At 64.5% G+C, this 24,074-nt stretch carries 24 protein-coding genes and 1 tRNA gene; 20 read left to right on the top strand and 5 right to left on the bottom strand.

Translation table 11 applies throughout. From position 1 onward, the window contains the following. Position 1 precedes the first annotated feature (1 nt). The 9 genes from X268_RS15170 to X268_RS15130 all read left to right on the top strand — a co-directional run bounded on the left by X268_RS15170 (position 2) and on the right by X268_RS15130 (position 8,784). Positions 2-985: an ABC transporter ATP-binding protein gene (locus X268_RS15170; protein ID WP_128925696.1), complete on the top strand. Its 984-nt coding sequence runs from the start codon at positions 2-4 to the stop codon at positions 983-985. Continuing rightward, positions 982-1,968 (top strand): ABC transporter ATP-binding protein, encoded by a 987-nt coding sequence (locus tag X268_RS15165; RefSeq protein ID WP_128925695.1) that lies wholly within the window; start codon positions 982-984, stop codon positions 1,966-1,968. The genes X268_RS15170 and X268_RS15165 overlap by 4 nt, the downstream gene beginning before the upstream one ends. Then, positions 1,968-2,897: an ABC transporter permease gene (locus X268_RS15160; RefSeq protein ID WP_164937745.1), complete on the top strand. Its 930-nt coding sequence runs from the start codon at positions 1,968-1,970 to the stop codon at positions 2,895-2,897. Before X268_RS15165 ends, X268_RS15160 begins: the two co-directional genes overlap by 1 nt. Further along, complete coding sequence (locus X268_RS15155) at positions 2,894-3,754, top strand: ABC transporter permease (RefSeq protein WP_128925693.1); 861 nt, start codon at positions 2,894-2,896, stop codon at positions 3,752-3,754. The genes X268_RS15160 and X268_RS15155 overlap by 4 nt, the downstream gene beginning before the upstream one ends. Before the next feature lie 291 nt (positions 3,755-4,045). After that, positions 4,046-5,896 carry a dihydroxy-acid dehydratase gene (gene ilvD, locus X268_RS15150; RefSeq protein WP_128925692.1) on the top strand — a complete coding sequence of 617 codons (1,851 nt, stop codon included), beginning with the start codon at positions 4,046-4,048 and terminating at the stop codon, positions 5,894-5,896. A 218-nt stretch (positions 5,897-6,114) separates the two neighbouring features. Further along, on the top strand, positions 6,115-6,438 hold the full coding sequence (locus X268_RS15145; protein ID WP_128929274.1) for a hypothetical protein: 324 nt from the start codon (positions 6,115-6,117) through the stop codon (positions 6,436-6,438). A gap of 285 nt (positions 6,439-6,723) precedes the next feature. After that, positions 6,724-6,813 (top strand) — tRNA-Ser (locus X268_RS15140). A gap of 602 nt (positions 6,814-7,415) precedes the next feature. Continuing rightward, a complete protein-coding gene (locus X268_RS15135; RefSeq protein WP_128925691.1) occupies positions 7,416-7,748 on the top strand; it encodes a GYD domain-containing protein in 333 nt (110 codons plus the stop codon). Positions 7,749-8,013: 265 nt separating this feature from the next. After that, positions 8,014-8,784 (top strand): hypothetical protein, encoded by a 771-nt coding sequence (locus X268_RS15130; RefSeq protein ID WP_245477910.1) that lies wholly within the window; start codon positions 8,014-8,016, stop codon positions 8,782-8,784. An 833-nt stretch (positions 8,785-9,617) separates the two neighbouring features. Here X268_RS15130 and X268_RS15125 read toward each other — a convergent pair. Both X268_RS15125 and X268_RS15120 read right to left on the bottom strand, forming a co-directional pair. After that, positions 9,618-9,824, bottom strand: a complete 207-nt coding sequence (locus X268_RS15125; RefSeq protein ID WP_128925690.1) for a hypothetical protein — start codon at positions 9,822-9,824, stop codon at positions 9,618-9,620. 237 nt (positions 9,825-10,061) lie between these two features. Then, positions 10,062-10,670 (bottom strand): sll1863 family stress response protein, encoded by a 609-nt coding sequence (locus tag X268_RS15120; protein WP_128925689.1) that lies wholly within the window; start codon positions 10,668-10,670, stop codon positions 10,062-10,064. Between the two features lie 204 nt (positions 10,671-10,874). On the opposite strand from X268_RS15120, the gene X268_RS15115 reads away from it, so the two are divergent. From X268_RS15115 to X268_RS15095, 5 genes are all read left to right on the top strand, one after another. After that, complete coding sequence (locus X268_RS15115) at positions 10,875-11,171, top strand: hypothetical protein (protein WP_128925688.1); 297 nt, start codon at positions 10,875-10,877, stop codon at positions 11,169-11,171. Positions 11,172-11,249: 78 nt separating this feature from the next. Beyond that, positions 11,250-13,406: a VTT domain-containing protein gene (locus X268_RS15110; protein ID WP_245477908.1), complete on the top strand. Its 2,157-nt coding sequence runs from the start codon at positions 11,250-11,252 to the stop codon at positions 13,404-13,406. After that, positions 13,406-14,080: an endonuclease/exonuclease/phosphatase family protein gene (locus X268_RS15105; protein ID WP_128925687.1), complete on the top strand. Its 675-nt coding sequence runs from the start codon at positions 13,406-13,408 to the stop codon at positions 14,078-14,080. Before X268_RS15110 ends, X268_RS15105 begins: the two co-directional genes overlap by 1 nt. A 135-nt stretch (positions 14,081-14,215) precedes the next feature. Further along, complete coding sequence (locus tag X268_RS15100) at positions 14,216-14,407, top strand: hypothetical protein (RefSeq protein WP_018641976.1); 192 nt, start codon at positions 14,216-14,218, stop codon at positions 14,405-14,407. Positions 14,408-14,627: 220 nt separating this feature from the next. Then, a complete protein-coding gene (locus X268_RS15095) occupies positions 14,628-14,945 on the top strand; it encodes a DUF1476 domain-containing protein (protein ID WP_164937744.1) in 318 nt (105 codons plus the stop codon). A 15-nt stretch (positions 14,946-14,960) separates the two neighbouring features. Here the strand turns inward: X268_RS15095 and X268_RS15090 are convergent, their stop codons facing one another. Continuing rightward, positions 14,961-15,551, bottom strand: a complete 591-nt coding sequence (locus X268_RS15090) for a TIGR00645 family protein (RefSeq protein ID WP_128925685.1) — start codon at positions 15,549-15,551, stop codon at positions 14,961-14,963. Between the two features lie 159 nt (positions 15,552-15,710). Here X268_RS15090 and X268_RS15085 point away from each other — a divergent pair, with 159 nt between their 5' ends. Further along, a complete protein-coding gene (locus X268_RS15085; RefSeq protein ID WP_128925684.1) occupies positions 15,711-16,001 on the top strand; it encodes a hypothetical protein in 291 nt (96 codons plus the stop codon). Between the two features lie 19 nt (positions 16,002-16,020). On the opposite strand, the gene X268_RS40540 is transcribed toward X268_RS15085, so the two are convergent. Continuing rightward, on the bottom strand, positions 16,021-16,152 hold the full coding sequence (locus X268_RS40540; RefSeq protein WP_283818293.1) for a hypothetical protein: 132 nt from the start codon (positions 16,150-16,152) through the stop codon (positions 16,021-16,023). A 797-nt stretch (positions 16,153-16,949) separates the two neighbouring features. On the opposite strand from X268_RS40540, the gene X268_RS15075 reads away from it, so the two are divergent. Then, positions 16,950-17,876 carry a septal ring lytic transglycosylase RlpA family protein gene (locus X268_RS15075; RefSeq protein ID WP_128925683.1) on the top strand — a complete coding sequence of 309 codons (927 nt, stop codon included), beginning with the start codon at positions 16,950-16,952 and terminating at the stop codon, positions 17,874-17,876. Here X268_RS15075 and X268_RS15070 read toward each other — a convergent pair. Further along, on the bottom strand, positions 17,870-18,826 hold the full coding sequence (locus X268_RS15070; RefSeq protein WP_128925682.1) for an alpha/beta fold hydrolase: 957 nt from the start codon (positions 18,824-18,826) through the stop codon (positions 17,870-17,872). The genes X268_RS15075 and X268_RS15070 overlap by 7 nt on opposite strands. A 153-nt stretch (positions 18,827-18,979) precedes the next feature. On the opposite strand from X268_RS15070, the gene X268_RS15065 reads away from it, so the two are divergent. The 4 genes from X268_RS15065 to metG all read left to right on the top strand — a co-directional run bounded on the left by X268_RS15065 (position 18,980) and on the right by metG (position 24,069). Next, positions 18,980-20,242, top strand: a complete 1,263-nt coding sequence (locus X268_RS15065; protein ID WP_128925681.1) for a D-alanyl-D-alanine carboxypeptidase family protein — start codon at positions 18,980-18,982, stop codon at positions 20,240-20,242. 2 nt (positions 20,243-20,244) lie between these two features. After that, positions 20,245-20,931, top strand: coding sequence for a dTMP kinase (tmk, locus tag X268_RS15060; protein ID WP_128925680.1), 687 nt, complete (start codon positions 20,245-20,247; stop codon positions 20,929-20,931). Further along, positions 20,928-21,974, top strand: coding sequence for a DNA polymerase III subunit delta' (locus X268_RS15055; protein WP_128925679.1), 1,047 nt, complete (start codon positions 20,928-20,930; stop codon positions 21,972-21,974). The genes tmk and X268_RS15055 overlap by 4 nt, the downstream gene beginning before the upstream one ends. A 109-nt stretch (positions 21,975-22,083) precedes the next feature. Beyond that, the gene (gene metG, locus X268_RS15050) at positions 22,084-24,069 is read left to right on the top strand and encodes a methionine--tRNA ligase (protein ID WP_128925678.1); all 1,986 of its coding nucleotides are present in this window, start codon (positions 22,084-22,086) and stop codon (positions 24,067-24,069) included. Positions 24,070-24,074: the final 5 nt, after the last annotated feature.

Genomic DNA, 24,074 nt, shown 5'->3' with positions numbered 1-24,074 from the left:
GGTGTCGCCGCTGGTCAGCATCCGGGACTTGCGTGTCGCCTTCAGTGGCGTGCCGGTCCTGCGCGGCGTCGATCTCGTCCTTGGCAAGGGCGAGGCCGTCGGCCTCGTCGGCGAGTCCGGATCGGGCAAGTCGGTCACCTGGCTCGCCGCGCTCGGTCTGCTGCCGCGGCAGGCGCAGGTCTCGGGCTCGGTCCGGCTCGACGGGCGTGAGCTGCTCGGCGCGCCGGCCACCGAGCTCGACGGGGTCAGGGGCGGGCGGATTGCCATGATCTTCCAGGATCCGGCGAGCGCCCTCAATCCGGTGCTGACCATCCGCAAGCAGCTCTGCGAAGCCCTGGCTCTGCATCGTGATCTCCAAGGCAACGCCGTGAAGGCCGAAGCGCGGCGGCTGCTCGACCTCGTCGGCATTCCCGATGCAGGCCGTCGTCTCGAGGCCTATCCGCACGAGTTCTCCGGCGGCCAGGTCCAGCGCATCATGATCGCGATGGCGCTCGCCGGAAATCCAGACCTCCTGATCGCGGACGAGCCGACCACCGCGCTCGATGCCACCATCCAGGCGCAGATCCTGGAGCTGCTCTCGACAGTTCGCCGTGAAATGAGCATGGCGATGGTGCTGATCAGCCACGATCTCGGCGTCGTCGCGGAGAACTGCGACCGCGTCGCGGTGATGTATGCGGGACGGATCGTCGAGCAGGCCCCCAGCAACCAGCTCTTCGCCGATCCCGTGCACCCCTACGCGCAGGGCCTGATCGGCGCGCTGCCGCCGCTCGACGGCCCGCGCCGCCGTCTCACGGCCATCCCTGGCACCGTCCCAGATCCCGCGATGATGCCGAGCGGATGCGCCTTCGCGCCCCGTTGCGCGATTGCGGCCGAGCCGTGTGGCCATGCCGCGCCGACCCTGGCGCCGATCGCGGACGGCCGCGCCGTGGCCTGCATCCGCGCCGAGGCATCACGCCGCGCGCTGCTCGGGATCGCGGCCGAATGAGCCCGCCGCTCGTCGAAATATCCGCGATCTCGCGCAGCTATTCGATGCGCTCCGGCATGTTCGGCCGCAGCACCGCCGTTCACGCCGTCGACGGGGTGTCGCTGGCCATTGGCAAGGGCGAGACGCTCGGCCTCGTCGGCGAGTCCGGCTCGGGCAAGTCGACCACCGGCCGCATCGTGCTTGGCCTCGAGCCGCCCGATCGCGGTGAGGTGAGGTTCGACGGCAAGCCGATGGCGGCGCCGGGCACGTCGGCCTGGCGTGCGCAGCGCGCGCGCATGCAGATGATCTTCCAGGACCCGCTGGGCGCGCTGGACCGGCGGCTGCCGGTCGCGACCCAGATCCGCGAGCCCCTCGACATTCACGGCGTCGGCACGCCCTCGATGCGCGACGAGCGCGTCCGCGAATTGCTGCGCGCCGTTGAACTCACGCCGGCCCATGGCGGACGTTATCCGGGCGCACTGTCCGGTGGCCAGCGGCAGCGCATCGTGCTGGCGCGGGCGCTCGCCACGAAGCCGGATTTCCTCGTCTGCGACGAGCCGGTCAGCGCACTCGACGTCTCGATCCAGGCGCAGGTCGTGAACCTGCTTTGCGATCTTCAGGCGCAGCTGTCGCTGACGTTGCTGTTCATCAGCCACGATCTGCGCGTGGTCAGGCAGATCAGCAATGTCGTCGCCGTGATGTATCTCGGCCGCATCGTCGAGATCGGCAACGCCGACGATCTCTTTGCGCGGCCGGAGCATCCCTACACCCAGGCGCTGGTCTCGGCCTCGCCCGCGCCGGGCCGCCGCAGTGCCGGCCGCATCGTGCTGTCAGGCGATCCGCCGAACCCGGCCGCGCGCCCCAAAGGCTGCGCCTTCCATCCGCGCTGCCCGCGTGCGATCGCGCGCTGCAAGAGCGAGGTGCCGGCGCTGTCGGCCGTCGGCGGTAACAGGCAGGTCGCCTGCCATCTCGTCACGGGCACGCAGACGCGGGACGCGGCGTGATGGGACGCTATTTCGCCATTCGGATCGGGCGCGCGGCGCTGACGATCGTGCTCGTCGTCACCTTCGCCTTCATCGTCTTGCGGCTGTCGGGCGATCCCGCGCTGATGATCCTGGGGCCCGAGGCGCCGCCTGAGGTGCTTGCGGCGTTCCGCAAGGCCTGGGGGCTCGATGATCCCATCTGGTTCCAGTATCTGGATTACTTCGGCGCCATCGCCAAAGGCGAGCTCGGCCGCTCCATGCGCGACGGCCGGCCGGCGATCGAGCTGGTCCTGGAACGCGTTCCGGCGACGCTGGCGCTGACGCTGCCCGCGTTCTTCTTCAAGGTCGCGCTCGGCGTTCCCGCCGGCATCTACGCGGCGCTGCATCGGGGCTCCGCAATCGACCGCGCCGTGATGATGACGGCGGTCGCCGGCTTCACCGTGCCGAGCTTCGTGCTGGCGCTGATCCTGGTTCTGGTCTTCGCCGTGCAGCTCGGCTGGCTGCCCTCGGGCGGGCAGGACAGCTGGCGCCACGCGATCCTTCCCATCGCCACGCTGAGCCTCGGCGGCGCCGCCGTGCTGGCGCGCTTCACCCGTAGCGCGATGCTGGAGGTGCTGGGCCAGCCCTATATCCGCACCGCCTCGGCCAAGGGCGTACCGTGGCGCAAGGTGGTGACCTCGCACGCACTGCCGAACGCGGCGATCCCGACCGTCACCATTTTGGGCTTCATGGTCGGCACCCTGATCGCGGGCGCGGTCGTGGTGGAAAGCGTGTTCGCCTGGCCAGGGGTCGGACGGCTTCTTGTCGTTGCGGTTGCCAATCGCGACCTCGCGGTCGTGCAGTGCATCCTGCTGCTGGTCGCGATGACCATGGTGACGTCCAACCTGATCGTCGACTTCCTCTACGGCTTCCTCGATCCGCGCCTGCGCAGCAAGGGAGCGCACGCATGACCGACGCCGCGTTGAAGGATACGGCCGCGCGCCGCCGCATCAGCCTTCCCGCGATCCCGGTCTCCGTCGCGCTCGCGATTACGTGGATCGTCGCGATGCTGGTGATCGCGGCCTTCGCCGAGAAGATCGCACCTTACGGCTCCACCCAGCTCGATCTGCGCAACCGGCTGGCAGCGCCCGGCAATGTTGCGCACTGGCTCGGCACCGACGAGCTCGGCCGCGACGTGCTGTCGCGGCTCCTGGTCTCGATCCGCATCTCGCTTCTGATCGCGTTCGGCGCCACCGCGATCTCCGCGGTCGTCGGCACCATGCTCGGCTTCCTCGCTGCGCATTTCCGCGGGAGCATCGAGCAGCTCGTGCTGATGCTGTCCGACTTCCAGGCCAGCATGCCGTTCCTGATCATGGCGCTCGCGGTGCTCGCCTTCTTCGGCAATTCGTTGCCGCTCTTGATCGGCCTGATGGGCCTGTTCGGCTGGGAGCGCTACGCCCGCATCGCGCGGGGCCTTGCCATTTCCGCCAATGCGCAAGGCTACGCCGCCGCAGTCCGCCAGTTGGGCGCGACGCCGTCGCGGATTTACCTCCGGCACATCCTGCCCAACATCGCCTCGACCCTGATCGTCTCGACCACGCTGGTTTTCCCCGAGGTGATCCTGATGGAGTCGGGCCTGTCCTTCCTCGGCCTCGGCGTGCAGCCGCCGATGACCAGCCTCGGCAACATGGTCGGCTACGGCCGCGAATATCTGACCAGGGCCCCCTGGATCATGCTGGCGCCGGCGACCACCATCGTGGTCACCACGCTGGCGGTGTCCGTGATCGGGGATTGGCTGCGCGACCGGCTCGATCCGACGCTGCAATAGGAGCTCCGACGCGCCCCCCGCTGTCATTCCGGGGCGCGCCGAAAGGCGTGAACCCGGAATCCATTGTCCCACGGGTGCTGCCGCCCGATGGTTTCCGGGTTCGATGCTGCGCATCGCCCCGGAATGACGGAGCGGTAAGACGGGCGACAAAAGCCCGCGCCGGGAGCAGGGGAGCCCTGTCCGGACCAAGTTCCCGTTGCGCGCGCCCGGCCCGTGCGCTATCCGGCCGGAAAGGCCTGAGGCGGCTCCATATTTTCCCGCCGGCCCCCGAACCCGAGGACGGAAACCGCCATGCCAGCCTATCGCTCCCGCACCACCACCCACGGCCGCAACATGGCGGGCGCCCGCGGCCTCTGGCGCGCGACCGGCATGAAGGACGCCGATTTCGGCAAGCCGATCATTGCGGTGGTCAACTCCTTCACCCAGTTCGTGCCCGGCCACGTCCACCTCAAGGACCTCGGCCAGCTCGTTGCCCGCGAGATCGAGCAGGCCGGCGGCGTCGCCAAGGAGTTCAACACCATCGCGGTCGACGACGGCATCGCCATGGGCCATGACGGCATGCTCTACAGCCTGCCGTCGCGCGAGCTGATCGCCGACAGCGTCGAGTACATGGCCAACGCGCATTGCGCCGACGGCCTCGTCTGCATCTCCAACTGCGACAAGATCACGCCCGGCATGCTGATGGCAGCGCTCAGGCTCAACATCCCCGCCGTGTTCGTCTCGGGCGGGCCGATGGAGGCCGGCAAGGTCAAGCTGGCCGGCAAGACCAAGGCCGTCGACCTCATCGATGCCATGGTGGCCGCCGCCGATTCCAAGGTCAGCGACGACGACGTCAAGGTCATCGAGCGCTCGGCGTGTCCGACCTGCGGCTCCTGCTCGGGCATGTTCACGGCCAATTCCATGAACTGCCTGACCGAGGCGCTGGGCCTGGCGCTGCCCGGCAACGGCTCGGTGGTCGCGACCCATGCCGACCGGAAGCGGCTGTTCGTCGAGGCCGGCCACACCATTGTCGATCTCGTCCGCCGCTATTACGAGCAGGACGACGCCTCCGTGCTGCCGCGGAACATCGCCAACTTCAAGGCATTCGAGAACGCCATGACGCTCGACATCGCGATGGGCGGCTCGACCAACACCGTGCTGCATCTGCTTGCCGCCGCCCATGAAGGGCAGGTCGAGTTCACCATGCGCGACATCGACCGGCTCTCGCGCCGCGTGCCCGTGCTCTGCAAGGTCGCGCCGTCGGTTGCCGACGTGCATGTCGAGGACGTGCACCGCGCCGGCGGCATCATGGGCATCCTCGGCGAGCTCGACCGCGCCGGGCTGATCGACACCTCGGTCTCGACCGTGCACGCGCCGACCATGAACGAGGCGCTGGAGCGCTGGGACATCAAGCGCACCAAGAGCGACACGGTGCGCACCTTCTATCGCGCCTCGCCGGGCGGCATCCCGACGCAAGTCGCCTTCAGCCAGGAGCGCCGCTACGACGAGCTCGACGCTGACCGCGAGAAGGGCGTCGTGCGCGACCTCGCGCACGCCTTCAGCAAGGACGGCGGCCTCGCCGTGCTCTACGGCAATCTCGCGCAGGACGGCTGCATCGTGAAGACCGCCGGCGTCGATGCCTCGATCCTGAAATTCTCCGGCCCCGCGCGCGTGTTCGAAAGCCAGGATGCGGCGGTCGAGGGCATTCTGGGCGGCAAGGTCGTTGCCGGCGAGGTCGTGGTCATCATCTATGAAGGCCCGCGCGGCGGCCCCGGCATGCAGGAGATGCTGTATCCGACCAGCTATTTGAAATCGATGGGCCTCGGCAAGGCCTGCGCGCTCGTCACCGACGGACGCTTCTCCGGCGGCTCGTCCGGCCTGTCGATCGGGCATTTGTCGCCGGAAGCCGCCGAAGGCGGCAACATCGGCCTGGTTCGCACCGGCGACATCATCGCGATCGACATCCCGAACCGCAGCATCAGCCTCGAAGTCTCCGACGAGGAGCTTGCTAAGCGCCGCGCCGCGGAAGAAGCCAAGGGCGATGCCGCCTGGCAGGCGACGGGCCGCAAGCGCAACGTCTCGACCGCGCTGCAGGCTTACGCCGCGCTCACCACCAGCGCTGCGCGCGGCGCGGTGCGCGAGGTCAAGCGGCGCTCGAAATGAGCTTCGTGCCGTCCGCCGAAGCGCGGATGGTCAACGAGTCCTTAGCGGCCGGCGCAAGCCGGCCGTTCGCATTAAGGATGCCCTGATGAACTTCAGCAGCCCTGGATTTTGCCGCGTATAATGCGGCCACCTTCGCAAATCCATTTGGGCAACTGGGGCACTACATAATGTCGCGTACTCTTGCTGTTGTTTTCTCGACCGCCGTCGCCGCGATGTCCATGACGGGCGCAGCCTCCGCCGGTTGCTACAATTGCTACGCACCGCCGCCCTGCACGACCTGCTACCAGCAGCAATACGTGCCGCCGCAATACCGCACGGTCGACGAGACCGTGATGGTCTCGCCGGGCTCCGTGGTCGCACACCGCACGCCGGCGCAGTACCGCACCGTGATGGTGCCGCAGACCGTGATGGTGGCGCCGCCCGGCGTCCAGTACGAGCGCATCCCGCCGCAATACGCCACGCGCCAGCGAGTCGAGATGGTTTCGCCCGGTTATTCCTATTACGCCCCGGTGCAGATGGGCTGCGCGTCCTGCGGATACTGACGCCGACTGACGAGACCGGATTTGCGCGGCGCTCCCTCGAGGGCGCCGTTTGCATTTGCGAGCCGCAAAACGAGGCCCGGGTATGGAGACCAGTCCAACCGGGCCTCGCAACCAGCGACGCCCTGGGAGATGTCGCCAGTGTCCGGGATTTGCGAAGGCACAGGCTAAGCGAACAGGCTGACGCTGGCCTGACAGTGAGCAAGCCCGATGGGGGTGAGGCGAGGGCGCCCAACTTCGCGTTGCCTTGCGCGGTCGGCTGGGCTAAGCGACAGCCATTCCGGACTTGGAAGGGTGGCCGAGTGGTTTAAGGCACCGGTCTTGAAAACCGGCGTGCCCGCAAGGGTACCGTGGGTTCGAATCCCACCCCTTCCGCCAGTCAAGGCTAAAAAGCCAATATTTTTCAATATTTGGCGGTTTTCGTTCGCCAAACGCGACTCGCTAGGTCTGGGGAGTACCGCAGTCGTCACCTATTCTATTTCCTCAAAACTCGTGCTCCGTCAAAGTGAATGCCGATGCTGCATGATAATCGGTGAGCCGTTTGGTGGACGCAATTCTTTCCCAATCGTCGCCACAAGCCATTTCGATCGTTTACGCCCCGAACGCGGCGGATGGTGTTTCCACTTTCGTGGGCAAGCCGCCGAGGAGGGCGCGTGGCCCATCGGTGACGTTGCCGCCGCGTCTGAGGGAGGTCTGCTTATGGCGCCAGAGCGGATCCGATTTGCTCAACCTGAGTTCTTCGCATTTTGGACCCGAAGCTAACCTCAAGTTCGTCAAGACGCCGTCGCTCCGACTAGGCCGCCAGCCTTGAAATACCATTCAACGTCATAAAGGTCTCGGCGGCTTAGCTGATGTAAGCTGCTGGAGTGGTCGGACGCAGCGCAAATTGCCAAGAACATAAGGGTGTGCGAGGCTCGAAACTGTCCGTCGCTATCCGAAGACGGATTGAGTTTTTTCGCGCAAGCAATTGGGAGGACGAAATGCCGTTGTTCATCACGTACGCTTCGTATTCTCACACTGCGATCAAAGGGATGGTCAGCGAGCCAACGGACCGCACCGCAGCTATTAACGGGCTCGTCGAGAAGGCTGGCGGCAAGCTAGTGGCGGCATACATGACGACGGGCTCAAACGACATCGTGATCATCACCGAGGTTGCCGACGGCTCGGATGCGGTCGCTGCAGGAATGGCTGCCGCAGCCACTGGCGCGTTCACGAAGCTCGAAACGGTGCGGGCTTGGACCCTGCCCGAATTTAAGGGTATCCAGGAAAAAGCAACCCGTATCGGTGCAGGGTTCAAGCCTCCTGGGACATGATACCCGCTGAAGGCCGCTTGTCAGACTTCTGGCATTGAGCAGATGCAACCATAATGCTACGATCCATTTACATCATAGCTTTTAGATGATGGGCGGGCGTGATCAGGCTTACGGACTGCCGCCTGCAAATTGAAATTGGAATACTTTAAACCATAGGCCCCGCCTCCGGACGCATTTCCAAGTCGGCCGGGGAATGTTCATGGACGTCATTTCCCTCCGTTCTTCCCATTGACTCGGAGGCGGGCTTTTTCTGTCAAGCTCTTGATTGAAAAAGTGGTTTGCCATGTCTATTGCAAAAGGCATAGCGCAATGGATTGCAGTCAATAGGCACAGCAGGAGCCTGGTCGGCCACTACTTCGTGGTTTTGATACTTTCGGCTTTCATTGTTCAGCTCTCAAGCAGTGCGGCGCAAGCTCAGTGCTCGGCGCGTGATGTCTTAGAAAGGCATCTCAAATCGACGCCACGCAATGCAGAGGGGCCTCAAGAGCTCATTAGATCCTCGGGCGACGTTGCGACTTGGAAAACTATTGCCATAGGCACTTTCGCTGATTCACTTAAGCTGCGCACCGCGATGGACAGTATGGGCTGCAATGTGGGTGGCCAAGCGGCCGAAATTCTTGCTCGACCGACCTTCATCCTTGCTTCTCAGAAGACGAACATCGAGCTCGCACTCGTCTCGCCGGCTCAGCTTGGCTTCACGTCCGATAGCGTCACATTGGCTGACCTTTACGCACGAGCTAGAAACCTCGGCTTACAACTTGCGCCGTCTGAGGTCGGACCCCAGTTGCGCATTCAATATTTCGATCAGCCCATAGGCGAGTTTCTCGTCATCGGAATGGAGCCGATTAAGACGTGGAGCGGAGAGCCGATCATTCTGAATGTAGCAAATGGAGGCGCGGGATTGATCCTGATCGGACAAGATGGTCGGCCCGAGGCGAATCTGCCAGTTACATCTCGTTTCATTTTTGTCCGATCCCATCAGCCTGCAGTCAGCACCGAATCCGTCGAATCAGTCGCTGCATTTTTGCCGCCGTGACTCGCGCCTATTCATTTCATTTATGCGATTGCCTCTTTCCTGGATTCCGAATCATGTTCGTGACGATGGTTGCCGTGCTTTGTCACCTTACCGCGCCGGACTGCACTGAGGTGGTTGTCACAAATTCGTCCTTGGAATCGGGTCTTACTCTCCAAGAGTGCATGATCGGTGGCCAGGCAAGCTTGGCCCAATGGAAGGAGAACCACCCCATTTATCGGTCCGAGGATTGGCAAGTTGGTCGCTATAAGTGCGTGGTAGGTCGCTACGAAGCTAGGGCCAAGATCTGATTTCGCAGACCGTCGTCATGCCCGCAATCTGGCTCGCATTAACGATGCCTATCCGTGACGATTTGCGTAGCCATAGACCGAGCCTTCGTTCGCCGCCCTTGCGTACGCGGCACCTTGTCGATGTGGTCCGATTACTTCTCCGCAAACGGCACCATAATCACCTCGGGATCCTTGACCACGATCCTCGCCGCCCTGTAGTCGACGCACTTATGCGTCGGCGTAACACCGACCGTCGTAGCGAATCTTTGGGCCAGCGCCTCGCATTGGGCTTCTGATTCAATCCCCGGTACTGAAATTGTCGCCGTCGTTCCGATGGTAATGACGAGTAACCACGCAATCATGATACTTCGAACCACTAATTGGTGAGGGAATCCTGCACGTCCTCGCAGCGACGATGGTCGGGCCGGGGGCAGGCGAAATGTCTCGACCCTCGACCGGGGGTGATGCGTTCAAAAGCCGAACCAGAGTTGGTAACGAACATCGCGGCCACGACAACACGAGTGGGTTCGCCGATCGGCGGGAACGGCGCAAACGGCGGACGACCTGCTAGACCATGCCCCCGAAGTCGATGCCTTCCTTGGCAAGCTTCTCGGCTTCCTCGCCCGACGAGGTGGGCTTCGTGTCGAGATAGGGATGCTCGGATGCCGGCATGATCGTACGGATGTTCTTGCCGTCGGTTCGTGTGATGCGGGCAACCCAGCGCTTCGGACCGTGCTCGAGGCGCTCGATGTGGTACTGCTTGTACGTGATCATTACTGTTGAACGCTACTGACGCTGGGAGGCTACCTTCTATCGAAGGGAACCCGGCCGCACAACCGGCAGGCTTAAGACGAGGTTAATTTCCCGAGCGATCCTGTTCACTTTTGACTTACCGCGGGCTGAGCCGAGCCGTCTGTGGCGTAGTGATGGCTCGGCCGGAGTTCTGCCTAAAGCCGGCCTGCGTTCCAGCGTCCTGGCGCGCGAGCAGCAACCTTTGCTGAAGCGAATACCTCAGCTCTTCGGACCTGCGCTCTTCAGCGCGTCCCAGGCGGCCTGGTTCGCCTGATCGAACGCCTTGCGGGATTCGGCGAGCGCGGCGCTCAGGACCGACCAGGATTCGCTGCCAGCCTGCTTCAGCTTCTGCAGGCGCGCTTCGGCTTCGGACGCGTCGGATTTCATCTGCTTGAGCGCGGCATCGACATCGACGGTGCGGGCTGCGGCCACCTTGCCGGCGGCCTCGCGGAATTTGTCCGCCGCTTCGCGCCAGGCCTTGGCCTGTGCCGCTGCGACGTCCTTGAACGTGGCCTGCTGCTGCTCGAACTGTTTGCCGGCGCCTTCGAAGTAGGTCTTCACCTGGGCTTCGAATCCGGCCCACTGCTTTTCCAGGTCCGCCTTGGCCTTGGTCCAGGCGACTTCACCGGCTTCCGCCTGGGTCTTGAGCATGGCCCGAAATTCGTCACGGCGCTTGGTGAGATCGGACAGGAGTTCATCCGTCTTGACCTTGGACTCGGCCTTGGCCTGGCCGGCCTTGACCTCGAACGAGGCCAGCGCGGCATCCATTTCGTCGATCCGCTCCTTGGCCCAATTGAGATAGAAATGCATGCTGCTCTGCTCTGACATGGCCCTCTCCATTGTTTGCCGGAGGCAGAATTCCAAAACTTGGGCTGGTTCATATTGACCTGCCTCAACAACGTCGTGGTCTCACGAATTTGCGTTGCGGCGCCGCACCGCTCTTCCTGTTCGGGATGCTTCGGGTCTGACTTTCAGGAACCTGGCCCTCGCTGACTTGTTGTTCGCACTCTCGTCCAGCCACGGAGAGCGCATTTGGAAAGTACCATCATCGGTGAATTCGACACGCGCCGCGGCGCCGAGCTTGCGATCGAGCATGTCGTGCAGGAATGCGGCGTGCCGCGCAGCGACGTCTTCGTCCAGGCCGCCGGCGGCGCGAATACAGCCGGCACACGACCGGCAGGGAGCGACGTCAAGGTCGCGCCTGCACCGGACGGCCGGCAGAAGCTGGACGGACTGATCGAGGTCTCGGTCGATTTCCACGGCGATGCCCCCGAGAAGATTGCAGACGTCTTGAGGAGCGCCGGCGCCAAGACGGTCCGCACCAAATAGCGCAATCCGCGATGGCGCGAGCCAACTCATGCCTTCGGCATTCTCGCATGCTGAACGGCAATCCCGACTGCTGACGACGTGGAACCCCTTGAGCGTTCAGCGCGTTTAGACGCGAATGCGAATTGCGAGGTCCACCTGCTTCAGAGTTCATCGACACTGATCCCCGGCCACACCGTCTGGCGGCGGTGTGAGGCGCGGCGTGTGGCGGTTCTCAACGATGCTGCCGCTTATTTCGCAGCCCTACGGGAGGCGCTGCTGGAGGCGCAGGATCTCATCTACATCGTCGGATGGGATATCCATAGCGAGACCAGGCTGGTCGGAGCGTCCGGACGCGCGGATGACGGCCTGCCGGAACAACTCGGCCCGTTCCTGCGCGCGCTGGTTCAACGCCGTCCCACCTTGCAGATCAACATTCTGGTCTGGGACTTCGTCTCGTTCTACGCCTCGGAGAGGGAATGGAATTCGGCGGCGAAATTCACCGCAGGCACGGACGGCCGCGTCCAATTTCATTTGGATTCCACGCTTCCGTTCGGCTCGGCGCAGCACCAGAAGATCGTCTGCATCGACGGTTCGCTCGCGTTCGTCGGCGGGCTCGATCTGACGATCAGGCGCTGGGACACCCGTGACCATCGCGCCGATCACGAATTGCGCTGCGACCCCCAGGGTAGGCCATCCCCGCCGTTTCATGATGTTCAATGCCTGGTCGATGGGGATGCTGCAGCCTCGCTGTTCGACCTCGCCGAGGAACGCTGGCGTGCCGCAGGTCAAAAGACGCATGAACGGCGCGCGCTTAAGCGCATGCGATGGCCGGTGCATGTGCCGGTGGAGGCTGAGCATATGCCGGTCGGGATCGCGAGGACCGAGGTGAACTGCCCCGCAGGTTCGACCATCAGGGAGGTCGAACGCTCGTTGATTGCCGCGATCCGGTCGGCCACCAGTTTTGTCTACATCGAGAACCAGTTCACCAGCGCCATCAAGATCGCGCGCGAGCTGGCGGAGCAGATGCGCCGTGTGCCTTCGCTCCGGGCTCTGGTTGTCGCCCCCAAGCTGCATTCCTCGTGGCTGGAATCCCAGGCGATGCAGAACGGCCGCGGCGCCTTCATCGCTTGCTTCGACGAGGCCGGCGTGGCCGATCGGATCCGCTTCGTCTATCCGGTCTCATGCGAGGGCGATACGGAAGCGGCCGTGATGGTGCACAGCAAGCTCATGATCGTCGACGACCGGATCTTGAGGATCGGCTCGGCCAATTTTAACAACCGGTCGATGGGTGCCGACAGCGAATGCGATCTCATTCTCGAAGCCACAACCGATGAGCACCGGGACTTCGTCGCGTCGGTCCGCCGTCGGCTGATCGCCCATTTCTGCGGCCTCGACGAACAGACCATCGCACGCAACGAGGATCGTCTTCCTGCTCTGCTGGATGAGGTGTCGCGAGCCGGTGGGGAGAAAACGCTGCGGGAGGTGGAGTCCTCGGTCCTGACCAGCACTCTAGCCACAATGGTTCAGCCGGTGGCGGACCCTGAGCGGCCGCTTCATCTGGAGCGGGCGGCGTCGCGCATGTGGAGCACGAAGACCATCATCGGGATCGCAGCGATCGCCGCGGCGCTCCTTGGCTTGGCGATGGCTTGGTCCTACACGTCCTTGAGCGATTTCGCCGACACCAATCACGTGTCGACGTTCCTGTCCGCCTACGCGCACTCGGTCTGGGGGCCGCCATTCGCGATCGCAGCCTTTGTGGTGGGCGGGCTGGTCGTGTTTCCGGTTCTCGTGCTGATTGCCGCAACTGCCGCCGCCCTGGGGCCATGGCTGGGTTTCGCCACAGCAATGGCGGGGGTCACGCTCAGCGCCTTCATCCTTTTTGCAATCGGACGTTTGCTCGGCCGCGAACGCCTCCAACATCTGCTCGGACGACGCGCCGCGCGCATCCAGCAACGTGTCGTCGGCAAGGGGGTTCTCGCGGTCGTCGTCATCCGGATGATTCCGATCGCGCCGTTCTCGCTGGTGAATGTCGTGGCGGGCGCGAGCACGCTGCCGCTTCGTGACTTTCTGGTCGGAACCGTGCTCGGCATGATGCCGGGTATTCTCGCCATGGCCGTTCTGGGCGCGCAGATCGCAGATCTGGCCAGGAATGCGTCCTGGAGCAATCTGTTGCTGTTGGCGCTGGCGTTTCTGGGCTGGCTCGGGATCTGCGCGGGCGCACAATTCGTCGCGACCTGGCTCGCCGGGAGACGGTGATGGCGCCGATGCGCTTCATGACGTGGAACGTGCATGGCACGTTCAATCTCAATCCGACGTTCGATCTGGAAGGTGTCTGCTCGATTGTCCGCAAATGGGCCCCTGATGTCGTCGCGCTTCAGGAGGTGGATTCGCGATCGAGGTCCGACGATCCCTTTGCGAAGCTGGCGAGTGTCGTCGGCGATCACCGCGTCCACGCCAAGTCGATCGTCACCAGGGATGGCGACTACGGCCAGATGCTCCTCAGCCGGTTTCCTTTCTCCGCTGCGCCAGAGATCGTCGACGTGTCCTATCGTGAGCGGGAGCCGCGCAGAGCGATTGCGGCGGGATTGCTGGCGCCTTCCGGCGACGTGCGCGTGGTCGCCACGCATCTCGGCTTGAGCATCCACGAGCGCTATGCGCAGGCTCAGACTCTGGTGAGCCTGGTGAAACCCGGGCGGACCGTCGTCCTCGGCGATTTCAACGACTGGTTTTGGGTCAAGTCGGTGCGGCGCGTGCTCGCGCAGGCCTGCCCAAACCGCACGAGACTGCGGACCTTCCCGTCGCGTCTGCCGCTTCTGCGGCTCGACCGGATCTATGCAACGTCCGACAGCCGGATCGTGAAAGTCTGGACCGACGCGGAGGCGAGAGCCTACTCGGACCATCTGCCGGTCATCGCCGAGATCGAGATTTAGGGCCTTGGAGCCTTACAGAAAAGCTTTGTTCTCCAACAGCATAGCTACTGTGCATGGGGTTGTTTTTCGGTATTTTGCGCAAGGCGCGTTCGGGGGAGGTGAGGAACTCTTTCCTCACACCCGCGTTATCTCAGCATGACTGAAGACCTTTCATTCCGACGCAAACCCCTGACCCCCGAGCAGCGCCAGGCCCGCGATGCGGCACGCCGGATCGAGGCCGAAAAGGCCATGCGCGACCATGAAGCGGCGCAGAAGGCGTTCTACGCCAACAAAGAGCGCCTCAGAGCCGAACGCCTTGCGCGCGAAGCCGCCGCAGCCAAGGGCTGAGCGCTTTCGCCAGCCCCAGCGATCTCTTGAACCAGACGCGCCCACCGGCCTTCGTGCCGGTGGGCGCTTTCGCGTTGAGGACCTACGACGTGCCGGATGGCTTGACGGCATTCGCCGTCCGGGAGGAAGCTTGACGCAATCCTGAACCGACCTGAACCCGCGGAGACGTTCGCCCCCGACCAGTCCGACCCTCATCAGCGAAAGCGCAATGGAGCTGACCATGACCACGTTCGACAAGCGCGAGCAGGGCTTTGAGGCCAAATTCGTCCACGACGAGGAGCTCATGTTCAAGGCCACGGCCCGGTCCAACAAGCTGCTCGGTCTCTGGGCCGCCGGCCGGCTCGGTCTGAGCGGCGATGCCGCCGCGAGCTACGCGACGACGCTGGTTGCGGACCATCTGGAAGACCGGACGATGGACGAGGTGCTGGACAAGGTGTCGGGCGATCTCGCCGGCACCGGCGTTGCGCGCGAGCAGGTCGCCGCCAAGCTTCAGGAGTGCCTGCATCAGGCCATGCAGCAGCTTGAAGCCGACAGGTGAGTCGGTCGTCCGGTGCTATGCGGCCTGCTTGCGCGCGCCGGAGTCACCGAGCCTGTCGATAAAGGCAATGCCGATCGCCGAGACGACGAAGGTGAGGTGGATCAGCCCCTGCCACATCACGCCGTTCTCGGTGTAGCCGGCGCGGTTCGAGCCGAGATTGCCGGCCTCGATGAAGGTGCGCAGCAGCGCGATCGAGGAGATGCCGATGATGGCCATGGCGAGCTTGATCTTGAGCACGCTCGCATTGACATGGCCGAGCCATTCCGGCTCGTCGGGATGGCCTTGCAGGTCGAGCCGCGAGACGAAGGTCTCGTAGCCGCCGACGATCACCATCACGAGCAAATTGGAGATCATCACGACGTCGATCAGCGCGAGCACGCTCATCATGATCTGTTGTTCGGTGAGGTCGAGGGCGTGCCAGGAGAGGTGCCAGAGCTCCTTCAGGAACAGCGCGATGTAGACGCATTGCGCCACGATCAGTCCGAGATAGAGCGGCAGCTGCAGCCAGCGCGAGCCAAAGATGATCATCGGCAGCAGGCCCAGGCGCGGCGAGGGTGGGCGGCGTTCGGTACCGAATTCGGATCGGGGTCCAGGCTCAACCGACATTCAGGCCGCATCCTCGCAATCGCAGGCGATCTCGCTTTTCTCTAGCCCGACAAGATGGCCGGCGGAAGACGCCATGCGTCTCGCCTTCGGCGGATCGCACCATTTCGTGCTACCTTGCTATGCGGCCATCGCACGACGGACGGGATTGGGAGGCGGGACGTGACGGGGAGCGGCTTCGGCGGATGGGCCGGCGGGATCGTGCTCGCCGGCGCGATCATGGTGGGCGCCGGCTCCGGAGAGGCCTTGGCAACGCCGCTGACGCCGTTTCGCTACGAGGCGCAAGCGCAGCGTCACTGTCCGCACGACAAGGTGGTCTGGCTCGATTTCAGGAAAGGCGTCTACTACCGCAAGGGTCAGAAGCGCTACGGCCAGGGCTTCGACGGCAGCTTCGTCTGCCAGAGCGAGGCGCGTGGCAGCCTTTATCGCCGCTCCCTGCTGGGCCTGCGCTGAGCGCGCGTGAAGGCGCCGGCTATGGCCGCGCCGGCGGCACCTTCAGCGGCACGTGCGGGGAGGTGCTGATGACCCGCGGGCTTCCGTCCGGATAGGTGCGGTCGCCGCGGAGCAGTGATTCCAGGACCAGGAAGAATTTCTCGGCAAGCATGTGCGTCACCCCAGTCGGTGATGGCCTCTTGAAACTTAGTCGAGGCGCCGCACGCGGAAATTCAATCAACTCAATGAGAGCGGGACAAGGCGGGTAAGGTTGCGTGCCGGGGGGCCGCCGCGCTTGAAAATCGGAAGGAGGGGATAGGCGCTCAGGCGAAGGCCAGTGCCACGAGGCTCGAGCAGAGCAGGACCAAGCCGCCGGCGGTCAATGCCAGGAAGCCGTCAGATACTAGGTCATGGTTGCGCATGGGACCCCTGCCGCTCTCGTCTTCGATGCTCGGTCGGATCGATTGAAATTGTCCGAACGTGCCGTCTTGAAAGAGGTGATGCTTGCCGTGTGCGCGAGTGCCTTCAGGCCCTCGTGCGGTAGCCTTCAAACGCATGGGCCAGGAAGATCCCCGCGCTTACCAGACCCATCAGTGCCGAAACCGTCTCGATCATCGTTAAATTCCAAATCCCGCCCTTGCATCCGAGAGAACGCGTGCGGCCTTGCACAGTCAAAAGAATTCCGGTGAAGGCAACGACAATGGGGGTGGAGTGAGGATTTGGCGCAACAGAATGTCCAGCGCTGGCACAACGCGGGCGCCATCGGCCCGTACAACAACGGAAAAATGCGAACGTCCCGTTTACCATCCCGGCGGGATCGCTGTGGGCTCCCCATTTCCGCCGCGTTCGGGTTGCGTTATCCTTACCACGTCCGAGACGGTGGTGGGCCGCCGCGGATCAGATGACCGGACGGCGCTCCCGTAGCCAAGCGGGTGGGATACGCCTCCGGCAAAATGGTATTTGGGGCGAATGGGGATCCGACGGTCAGATTCGGTTTTGCGGGCCGCGCGCGGTGTTGCGGCGGTCGCGACCTGCGTTGCACTTGCCAATTGCGCCTCCTCCAACAAATTCGCCAGCCGCGTTGATCCCAAATACGGCGTGTCCTCGAGCCCCCGGGTGGTGGCCTGGGGCGATCCGGTCCCGAAGGGCGGCGGCACCTATCGCGTCGGCAAGCCTTATGTCGTGGCGGGCAGGACCTACGTGCCGGAGGAGGACGTCAACTACCGCGCGGAGGGCATGGCGTCCTGGTACGGTGACGATTTCCACGGCCGCCTGACCGCCAACGGCGAAGTGTTCGACATGGCCTCGCTGACCGCGGCGCATCCGACCCTGCCGATGCCGTCCTACGCGCGGGTGACCAACATCTCGAACGGTAAGTCGCTGATCGTCCGCGTCAACGACCGCGGACCCTATCACGGCAACCGCCTCATCGACGTCTCGAACAAAGCCGCCGAACTCCTTGAATTCAAAGGAAATGGCGTCGCCAAGGTCAGGGTTGAATATGTCGGCCGGGCGCCGCTTGAAGGCTCCGACGACCGCCAGCTTCTGGCGACCCTGCGCACCGGCGTTCCGGCGCCGTCGCCCTCGATGGTCCGGGTCGCCTCGGCAAAGCCCTTCGTGCCGGAATTGCCGTCCTCAGGCCGCGGCGCCATTCGCGGCGACGTGCCGATGCCGGAGGGGCGGCCCTATAATCTCGGCAACACCTCCGCCGACATGGCCTCGCTCAATGCGACCTCGGAAATGTCGGCCTCGAGTCGCAGCCGGGGCCGTGCGCTTCAGAATGCTCGCGCGGTGTCATACGACGAGGACGGCCGCTACGCCGCCGAGAGCGCGGCCTCATCGACCGACGGCGCCGCCGAGGCCCGCAGCATCCTGAGCGGTCGCGGGCTCTACTGAGCCGCGCTTTCCTTTAGGAAGGTCACCAGCGCCGCGTTCACCTCGTCGGGCCGTTCTTGCTGCACCCAGTGGCCGGCGCCCTCGATGATCAGCTTGCGCTTCAGATTGGGCAGCACCCGTTCGAGCTCGTTGACGCGCTTGGCCCCGATCAGGCCGGTGATGACGGCGTCCCTGGAGCCGGCGATGAACAGCGAGGGTTGATGAATCTGCGCGTCCTGCCAGGGCGCCGTCAGCTCCCAATTGCGGTCGATGTTGCGGTACCAGGTCAGCCCGCCGCGAAAGCCGGACTTGCGGAAGCTTTCGGTGAAATAGGCGAGATCAGCCTCGTCGAGCCAGCCGGGCAGCGGCTCCTCGGCGGTCGCGTGGCTGAGAAAGCCCTTGCCCTCCTGCACGAACATGGCGGCGGTGGGGTCGGCAAGGCCGCGTCCTCCCAGCACGATGCGCATGGTGCGGGCGACGTCGCGCTCGAGCTCGGCCTCGGCGACGCCCGGCGCCTGGAAATACTGCCAGTAGAAATTGGTGACGCCGCCCTGGCGCAACAGGTCGAGCGGCTTGCCGCGGCCGCGAAACGGGGGCGGCACGCTGAGGCCAGCGACCGCCGTGAAGATGTCGGGCCGGAACAGCGCCGCATGCCAGGCAACCGGCGCGCCCCAATCATGGCCGACCACCATCGCCCTGGACTCGCCGAGCGCCTGCACGAGGCCGACCACGTCACCGACCGTGTCGAAGATGGAGTAGGCGGCAATCTCGGGCGGCGCCGCGCTCTGGCCGTAGCCGCGCATGTCGGGGGCGACGACGTGAAACCCGGCCGCCGCGAGCGCGGGGATCTGGTGGCGCCAGGAATAGGACAGTTCCGGCCAGCCATGACAGAGCACCACCAGTGGACCCTGGCCGGCTTCGCGGATGAAGAGATCGATGCCGTTGGCCTTGATCACGCGGGTAGAAGACATCGCTTTTCCGCCTTGTTTCAGGGGTTTGGTCGAAAAACATGAGGCGCCACGATAGGGGCGCGGTGAGAATCGTGCAATCTCGCGGCAGTCGTCCAACCCTCGTGTTGTTCGCACCCGTTCCAGCTGTTAGAACGCCGCTCTCAGGGCTTGGCCATGGCATTTCGTCCTTCTTTGCTTCGTCGCACCCGCTTCACCGCCGGAGCGCTGGCGCGCGGATTGGTCGCGACGGTTCTCGTTGTAGGCATAAGCTGGGGCGGGGCGCTGCTGGCCGCCAATCAGAGCGTCCAGGGCGCCAAGAAGGCGGACGATACGGGCTTTGACGGCGATGCCCCGACCGCGATCCTGATCGAGGCTTCCAGCGGCAGCGTGCTGTTCGAGAAGAACGCCGACGAGCTGCGCGCGCCCTCCAGCATGATGAAGTTGATGACGGCGGAGGTCGTCTTCAATGCGATCAAGAAGGGCGACATCAAGCTGACCGACGAGTACCGGATCAGCGAGAACGCCTGGCGCCGGGGCGGGGCGCCCTCGGGCGGCTCGACCATGTTTGCCGCCATCAACAGCAAGGTCTCGGTCGATGATCTCCTGCATGGCGCGATCATCCAGAGCGGTAATGACGCCTGCATCGCGCTCGCCGAAGCCATGGCGGGCAACGAGAAGATCTTCGCCGCGGACTTCATGACCAAGCGTGCCCGCGAGCTCGGCATGACCAGGTCGACCTTCGGCAATTCCAACGGTCTGCCCGATCCCGGCAACAAGATGACGGTGCGCGAGCTCGGCGTCCTCGCCCGGCACATCATCCTGGACTTCCCCGAATTCTACAAACTGTTCGGTGAGAAGGAGTTCACCTGGAACAAGATCCGCCAGCCCAACCGCAATCCGCTGCTCAATTCGATGGAAGGCGCCGACGGCCTGAAGACCGGCTATACCAAGGAAGGCGGCTACGGCATGGTCGGCTCGGCCGTGCAGAACGGCACGCGGCTGATCGTGGTCGTCAACGGGCTGGAAGACCCTGAAGATCGCGCGACGGAAGCCAAGAAGATGCTGGAATGGGGCTTCCGCAATTTCGAAACCCGCACGCTGATCGCAGCCGAGCAGCCGGTCGGCTATGCCAAGGTGTTCGGCGGCGAGAGCCGTTCGGTCAAGCTCGTCGCCAAGACCCCTGTGAAGGTGATGGTGCACAAGAACGGCAGCGACAAGCTGATCGCGCGCGTCGTCTATAGGGGCCCGGTGCGGGCGCCGGTCGAGGCCGGCCAGCAGGTCGGCGTGGTCAGGGTCTGGCGCAGCGGCAATATCGCGGTCGAGACGCCAGTCTACGCCGGCGAGGCGATCGGCACCGGCTCGACCATGCGCCGCGCGATCGATGGTGCCAGCGAGCTCGTGATCGGCATGTTTCGCGCGGGCGCCGAGAAGCTCTGATCATGAGCGAGAGCGCGGCACAGCGGCCGTCCGGACGCGGACGCTTCATCACCTTCGAAGGCGGCGAGGGAACGGGCAAGTCGACCCAGATCAAGAAGCTCGCCGATCGCCTCAACGCGACAAAGCTTCGCATCCGCATCACGCGCGAGCCGGGCGGCTCACCTGGGGCCGAGATCATGCGCCATCTGGTGCTGTCGGGCATGGGCAAGCTGCTCGGTCCCGAGGCGGAGACGCTCTTATTTGCCGCCGCGCGCGATGACCACGTCCGTACCGTGATCCTGCCTGCGCTCAACCAGGGCACCTGGGTGCTGTGCGATCGTTTCGCCGACTCGACGCGGGCCTATCAGGGCAGCTTGGGCCGCGTGCCTGATGGCCTGATCAACGCCATGCAGCGGGTCACGATCGGCGATCTCAAGCCGGACCTCACCATCATCCTCGATTTGCCGGTCGAGATCGGCCTGCAGCGCGCGGCCGCGCGGCGCGGCAGCGGCACGCCGGACAGGTTCGAGGCCGAGCAGCTCAGCTTCCACCAGGGCCTGCGCGAGGCCTATCGCAAGATCGCCGCGGATGAGCCCGCGCGCTGCGTGCTGATCGACGCCAATTCCGATCCTGACACGGTCGCGGCCCGGGTCTGGACCGCGCTGCGCGATCGTCTTCTTCCCACACCGGCTTCGGTGATATCCGCATGAGCCCGCGTCAGACCGAGCGCGAAACCGCCATTCCGCATCCGCGCGAGACATCGAGGCTGTTCGGCCATCGCGAGGCCGAGACGGCGCTGCTGACAGCCTATCGCAGCGGGCGGATTCCGCATGCCTGGCTGATCGGAGGGCCGCAAGGGATCGGCAAGGCGACCCTGGCCTATCGCATGGCGCGCTTCGTGCTCGCCCATGGCCAGCCGCTGACGCCCGCCGTGCAGCGCGCCGAAGATCTTGCGATCGATCCTGACGACGCCGTTGCGCGGCAGGTGGCGGCCGGCTCGCATGGCGGCCTGCTGACGCTGGAGCGCACCGCCAATGATCGCGGCGTGATGCGCACCGTAATCACGGTGGACGAGACGCGCGAGACGATCGGTTTCTTCGGCTCGACCGCGGCAGCGGAAGGCTGGCGTGTCTGCGTGGTCGACACCGTCGACGAGCTCAATCCAAATGCGGCCAACGCGCTTCTGAAGATTTTGGAGGAGCCGCCGCAGCAATCGCTCTTCCTTCTGGTGAGCCATGCGCCGGCGCGCGTGCTCGCCACGATCCAGTCGCGCTGCCGCAAGCTGCGCCTGCGGCCGCTGGCCACGGACGACGTTATCGCAGCAGCGGCTGCGGCGGCCGACCTCGATCCAAACGATCCTGCGCTGCGTGAGGCGGCAGAGGCCTCCGAGGGCAGCGTCGCACGGGCCCTGACGCTGCTCGGTGGCGATGCGCTGAAACTTCAGCAGCGCACGGCGGCGCTGCTGGCGCGCCTGCCACAGGTCGATCCGCGCGAACTGCACACGCTCGGCGATTCGCTTGGCACCAGCGACCGCGTCGCGCTTGCGGCCTTCGTCGACGGCATCGATCGCTGGATCGCGGAGCGCCTGCATGCGGACGAGGCCAATGCCAACCAGAACCTGCCGCGCCTTGCGCGCCTAGCCGAGGTATGGGAAAAGATCGTCCGCGCCGCGCGCGACACCGAAACCTACAATCTGGAGCGCAAGCCCTTGGTTTTCTCGGTGTTCGGCTGGCTCGCGGACGCAACGCGCTAAAGCATGATCCGGAAAGGTGCGCGGCGGTTTTCCGAAAGGATCATGCGCAAATCAATAATCGAACTCAGGTTCGTTTCCAGGTTTCGAGAAGCCGGTAAAGGAATTCGTCGTGGCAACGCGAGCTAAGAAAAGCGCCAAGGGCAAGAAGGCTACGAAGAAGGCCGTCAAGAAAGCCGCGAAGAAGGCCGTGAAGGCGCTTGCGCCCAAAGCTGCCAAGAAGGTCGCGAAGGCCAAGAAGGCAGCCGGCAAGAAGAGCGCGAAGAAAAGCGCCGCGAAGACGGCAAAGAAAGCCGGCACGAAGGCTGCGAAGAAGCAGGTCGTTGCCAAGAAGGCAGCGAAGAAGGCGGCCAAAAGGCCAGCCGCGAAGACAGCCAAGACAACAGCGAAGGCTCCGGCGGAGAAAGTAGCCAAGAAGGCCAAGGTCGCTGTGCCTGCTGTGATCGCTGCGCCGGCTGCCGTCGTCGCGCCGCCGAAGGCTGCCAAGCCGAAGACGCCGCCGGCGCCGAAGCCTGCCGCAGCTCCGCAAGCCGCAGCGCAGATTGCCGCTCCCGCGCGCGACAACGTCTTCTACATCACGACCGCGATCGCCTATCCCAACGGCAGCCCGCATATCGGCCATGCCTATGAGGCGATCGCGACCGACGTGCTGGCGCGTTTTGCGCGGCTCGACGGCAAGGACGTGTTCTTCCTGACCGGCACCGACGAGCACGGTCAAAAGATGGTTCAGACGGCGGCCGGTGAAGGCATGACCGCCGCAGCCCTGGCAGCCCGCAATGCCGGCCGCTTCAAGCAAATGGACGAGCGCCTGAACGTGTCGTTCGATCGCTTCATCCGCACCACCGAGGAGCAGCATCACCGCTCCAGCCAGGAAATCTGGCGGCGCATGGAAGCGAACGGCGATATCTATGCCGACACCTATGCCGGCTGGTATTCCGTGCGCGACGAGGCGTATTACGCCGAGGACGAGACCCGCTTGAATGATGACGGCGTCCGGCTCGGGCCGCAGGGCACGCCGGTCGAATGGGTCGAGGAAAAGAGCTATTTCTTCCGCCTGTCGGCATACCAGGACAAGCTGCTCAAGCTCTATGCGGATCACCCCGATTTCATCGGGCCGGATTCCCGCAAGAACGAGGTCGTCAGCTTCGTCAAGGGCGGCCTGCGCGATCTCTCGATCTCACGCACCACGTTCGATTGGGGCGTGAAGGTGCCCGGCGACGAAGAGCACGTGATGTACGTCTGGGTCGACGCGCTGACCAACTACATCACCGGTGTCGGCTTCCCCGACGAAAGCGACAAGAACTGGCGCTATTGGCCGGCCGACGTGCACATCATCGGCAAGGACATCATCCGTTTCCACGCCGTGTATTGGCCGGCGTTCCTGCTGTCGGCCGGCATTCCGCTGCCGAAGCGGGTCTATGCCCACGGCTTCCTGTTCAACAGGGGCGAGAAGATGTCGAAGTCGGTCGGCAACGTCGTCGATCCCTTCAACCTTGCAGACCAATACGGCGTCGACCAGATGCGCTATTTCTTCCTGCGCGAGGTGCCGTTCGGCCAGGACGGCAATTACAACCACGAGGCCATCGTCGCGCGCATCAATGCCGACCTCGCCAACGATCTCGGCAATCTGGCGCAGCGTTCACTGTCGATGATCGCCAAGCAACTGGGCGGCGTGCTGCCCGAGCCCGGCGAATTCAGCGACAACGACAAGGCGATCCTGGCGATGGCCGACGGCATGGTCGCGGCCTCGCGCGAGGCTATGGCGACGCAGCAGATCCATCAATGGCTCAACGCGGTCTGGGCCGTGGTCGCCGAAGCCAATCGCTATTTCGCGGCCGAGGCGCCGTGGGCGCTCGCCAAGACCGATCCTGCCAGGCAGAAGACGGTGCTCTACGTCACCGCCGAAGTCGTGCGCCAGATCGCGATCCTGGCTCAGCCGGCGATGCCGACCGCTTCCAGCAAGCTGCTCGACAGTCTCGGTATCCCCGAAGCCGAGCGCAGCTTCGCCATGCTCGGCGGCGCCAAGCGCATCGCGCCCGGTTCGACGCTGCCGGCGCCGACCCCGGCGTTCCCGCGCTACATCGAGCCGGCGGCCTGAAGGCG

This window comes from Bradyrhizobium guangxiense, assembly GCF_004114915.1.
Classification (GTDB): Bacteria; Pseudomonadota; Alphaproteobacteria; order Rhizobiales; family Xanthobacteraceae; genus Bradyrhizobium; species Bradyrhizobium guangxiense.
The sequence above is the reverse complement of the archived record's forward strand: the minus strand, read 5'-3'. Positions and strand labels throughout refer to the sequence as shown.

Excerpts from the sequence above, each read along its gene's own strand:
- X268_RS15145 (WP_128929274.1), top strand. The coding sequence starts at position 6,115 with ATGACGGGCGCAGCCTCCGCCGGTTGCTACAATTGCTACGCACCGCCG.
- X268_RS15165 (WP_128925695.1), top strand. The coding sequence starts at position 982 with ATGAGCCCGCCGCTCGTCGAAATATCCGCGATCTCGCGCAGCTATTCG.
- X268_RS15120 (WP_128925689.1), bottom strand. The coding sequence starts at position 10,670 with ATGTCAGAGCAGAGCAGCATGCATTTCTATCTCAATTGGGCCAAGGAG.
- X268_RS15055 (WP_128925679.1), top strand. The coding sequence starts at position 20,928 with ATGAGCCCGCGTCAGACCGAGCGCGAAACCGCCATTCCGCATCCGCGC.
- ilvD (WP_128925692.1), top strand. The coding sequence starts at position 4,046 with ATGCCAGCCTATCGCTCCCGCACCACCACCCACGGCCGCAACATGGCG.
- X268_RS15075 (WP_128925683.1), top strand. The coding sequence starts at position 16,950 with ATGGGGATCCGACGGTCAGATTCGGTTTTGCGGGCCGCGCGCGGTGTT.
- X268_RS15065 (WP_128925681.1), top strand. The coding sequence starts at position 18,980 with ATGGCATTTCGTCCTTCTTTGCTTCGTCGCACCCGCTTCACCGCCGGA.
- X268_RS15070 (WP_128925682.1), bottom strand. The coding sequence starts at position 18,826 with ATGTCTTCTACCCGCGTGATCAAGGCCAACGGCATCGATCTCTTCATC.
- tmk (WP_128925680.1), top strand. The coding sequence starts at position 20,245 with ATGAGCGAGAGCGCGGCACAGCGGCCGTCCGGACGCGGACGCTTCATC.
- X268_RS15125 (WP_128925690.1), bottom strand. The coding sequence starts at position 9,824 with ATGATCACGTACAAGCAGTACCACATCGAGCGCCTCGAGCACGGTCCG.
- X268_RS40540 (WP_283818293.1), bottom strand. The coding sequence starts at position 16,152 with ATGCTTGCCGAGAAATTCTTCCTGGTCCTGGAATCACTGCTCCGCGGC.
- X268_RS15100 (WP_018641976.1), top strand. The coding sequence starts at position 14,216 with ATGACTGAAGACCTTTCATTCCGACGCAAACCCCTGACCCCCGAGCAG.
- X268_RS15135 (WP_128925691.1), top strand. The coding sequence starts at position 7,416 with ATGCCGTTGTTCATCACGTACGCTTCGTATTCTCACACTGCGATCAAA.
- X268_RS15090 (WP_128925685.1), bottom strand. The coding sequence starts at position 15,551 with ATGTCGGTTGAGCCTGGACCCCGATCCGAATTCGGTACCGAACGCCGC.
- X268_RS15155 (WP_128925693.1), top strand. The coding sequence starts at position 2,894 with ATGACCGACGCCGCGTTGAAGGATACGGCCGCGCGCCGCCGCATCAGC.
- X268_RS15160 (WP_164937745.1), top strand. The coding sequence starts at position 1,968 with ATGGGACGCTATTTCGCCATTCGGATCGGGCGCGCGGCGCTGACGATC.
- X268_RS15105 (WP_128925687.1), top strand. The coding sequence starts at position 13,406 with ATGGCGCCGATGCGCTTCATGACGTGGAACGTGCATGGCACGTTCAAT.
- X268_RS15095 (WP_164937744.1), top strand. The coding sequence starts at position 14,628 with ATGACCACGTTCGACAAGCGCGAGCAGGGCTTTGAGGCCAAATTCGTC.